This is a genomic window from Cupriavidus sp. KB_39 (genome assembly GCF_052114485.1).
In the GTDB taxonomy this organism is placed as follows: Bacteria; Pseudomonadota; Gammaproteobacteria; order Burkholderiales; family Burkholderiaceae; genus Cupriavidus.
Genome location: NZ_JBFREV010000105.1, coordinates 1 through 2,327 on the forward strand (window position 1 = coordinate 1; position 2,327 = coordinate 2,327).

Here is a 2,327-nt window from a genome sequence, read left to right on the forward strand (position 1 = left end):
GATGCCCTCGTCGCTCGCATTGGTGACGACAAACAGGTGGATGGGGCCATGCTCGCCCGGGTCGCGGCCCCAGGCTATCTGCTTTGCGGCGGCCGCCTTGATTTGCTCGGCCAATGGCGGAAAGCGGAAATACTGATTCTCGATATAGACAAAGCTGCAGGCGTTGTTGACCACCTGCAAATACATTTTCTCGATATCGAACTTGCCGTGTTCCGGCTGAGTCCGCAGCACCTGGGCCATGACCTTGACGCCGGTGTCGTGCAGCATTTTGAGTGCTGTCGCGGCAGGTTTTCGGGTGGTTTGCAGTGCTTCGCCGGTAGCGCGGTCCCATGCCTCRCAGAAATTCTGGTTCAGATACCGGAGAACCGGGCCGGTGACSCGGCTTGAAATGTCCTGYCGTGGYGTCGCGCCATTCCGGCCCTGATCGCCCRAGAGMCGSACCGCGCTATGGTCGTCCTTGTCCCAGTACGGGTCGAGCATGTTGTGGCCCATGACATAGCCAACTGCCCGGTCAGGCAATTCATAATCGACCAGCACCATTTTCTGGTGGTGCGTCGGCACGATCGCGCCCATGATGGCGCCGCCTTGGGCCTTAYTRCCGGCAGAGCGCGTGTCGTCGGTCCCCCACAAGGCCGTGCGAAATGCGATTTCCAGCCGGTTAGACAGGCCAAAATCCCGCACGACAAATTCGACGTTGACCAGCTTCGGCAGCCCCAGCAATCCCGGCAGCTTTTCCATGACCTGCGATGGAACAGGCCCTTTGAATATCTTGGCGGTAGGGGAGGTGCGTGCTGCACGCCAATGCCAGTACCGGTTGAATTCCTTGGGATTGACGCGGGGATTGGGTGGACGCGAGAACCAGGGATGCTGATGCATGCGGTCAGGCAGGTTCGGCTCGTCGCCCATATCTGACATGCCGGGAATGCCCAATGCTTCGCCGCCCCAGCTAAGCAGACGGACCTTTACCCCGCGCTTTCCCGCTGCCTCGAGCAGGTCGCCAATACAAGGCGTGCCGCGCTCCCTGGCGCCRCGTTTGAAGAACATYGATGGCTGGAAGCCCCAACAGATAATGTCGACGGTCTTCTGCGCGGCGGAAATGGTGTCGTGGAGGTCGCCGAACGCCTCTTCGCCATTGACGAGGGGATGAAAGGTGCASGGCTGAGGCGCATATTCGGCACGCTGGACGAACCACGGCAGCGTGATGAGCGCCCGATTGGTACGCGACAGAGCGATGGGCGTGGTAATGGGTTGTTGTCTCATACCTGATCCTCGGGTGTTGAGCCGAGCAGTTGGTCATAAACCTGGCGATGGACGGCGCGATCGGGCGCCTCGGGCGTTCCGGGTGCGGACTCGWAGAATTGAAAGCCGCGCGCGGCAAGTTCGCCGTTTTCGGCGTTGCCGCGATATTCCTCAGTAGTAGGAATGGCGTGGACCGCGCCGCTAGCCAATTGCAGTTCGTACTGCTTGKTGGCCATCTGATGGTCGATCGGAATGTCGCCTGTTTCGTCGATCACGCCCTGCCGGAACAGCACGCCTTCGGCAAACAGCTTGTACGGCATGCCGACAGGCAGCCGGGTTCTCGATGCCGGCGAGGCGCCGGTGTTCAGCGTCAGCGGGTGTGCGGGCAGAATGTTTGCCATTTCGGCGTGGATCTGCATCGAGGCGGGCGGGCGCTTRACCCACACCGCACACTTTTCAAAGATGTCTCCCGGCGTTGCATTTTCGATCCCGCACTGCGTAATCCGAATGTAAGACCCGCCCGACCCAATCCACACCTCCTTGGCGGCTGACAGCACCAGCTTCCCGTCCGTACTGCTAATGGTGACGTCCTTAAGCGCCGCCAACTGCAACTCATCGCCCTGCGCCTGRATCTCGACCTTCCCGCCCGCCGCGAACAGCTTCATGCCGAGTTTCTGCGCGAACAGGGACACGGCGTCGCCGGCGGCAACGGTGAAGCGCTTGACCGCGCTGATGTCCGCATTCCCGCCCGCTGTGGCGATGAGATGGTTTGCCGCGCTGGTTTGCAGGTCCGCCCCGGACACCAGGGCGATACCAGCGGGCGCGCTGGCGAGCAGGCCGGCATCGCGGAGTTGCTTGAGGCTGTCATTGAGCAGGGCCTGCTGGCGCTCGCAGTCGGCGGCGAGGGCTTGTGCTGCCCTGGCGGTCTCGGCCAGTGCCTGGCTTTGCTGGAGCGCTTGTTCGAGCAGGCGCTGAGCCGGGGCCATGTCGAGTTGCTGTCCGCTGGCCTTTGGCTGGTCATCGGCGGTGATGAACAACCCCTTGCCGCCCCGGATGGCCCCCCAGCCAGACGTCCTGAGTTCGAACCC

At 62.1% G+C, this 2,327-nt stretch carries 2 protein-coding genes; both read right to left on the bottom strand.

Features of this window, described 5'->3' with window-relative positions; all coding sequences use genetic code 11:
- Nucleotides 1-1,260 (bottom strand): phospholipase D-like domain-containing protein (locus tag AB4Z27_RS28755; RefSeq protein ID WP_441645951.1); only part of this gene is annotated, 1,260 nt, incomplete at its 3' end.
- A partial coding sequence (locus tag AB4Z27_RS28760) for a DUF2345 domain-containing protein (protein WP_441645952.1) occupies nt 1,257-2,327 on the bottom strand: 1,071 nt, incomplete at its 5' end. The genes AB4Z27_RS28760 and AB4Z27_RS28755, both read right to left, overlap by 4 nt.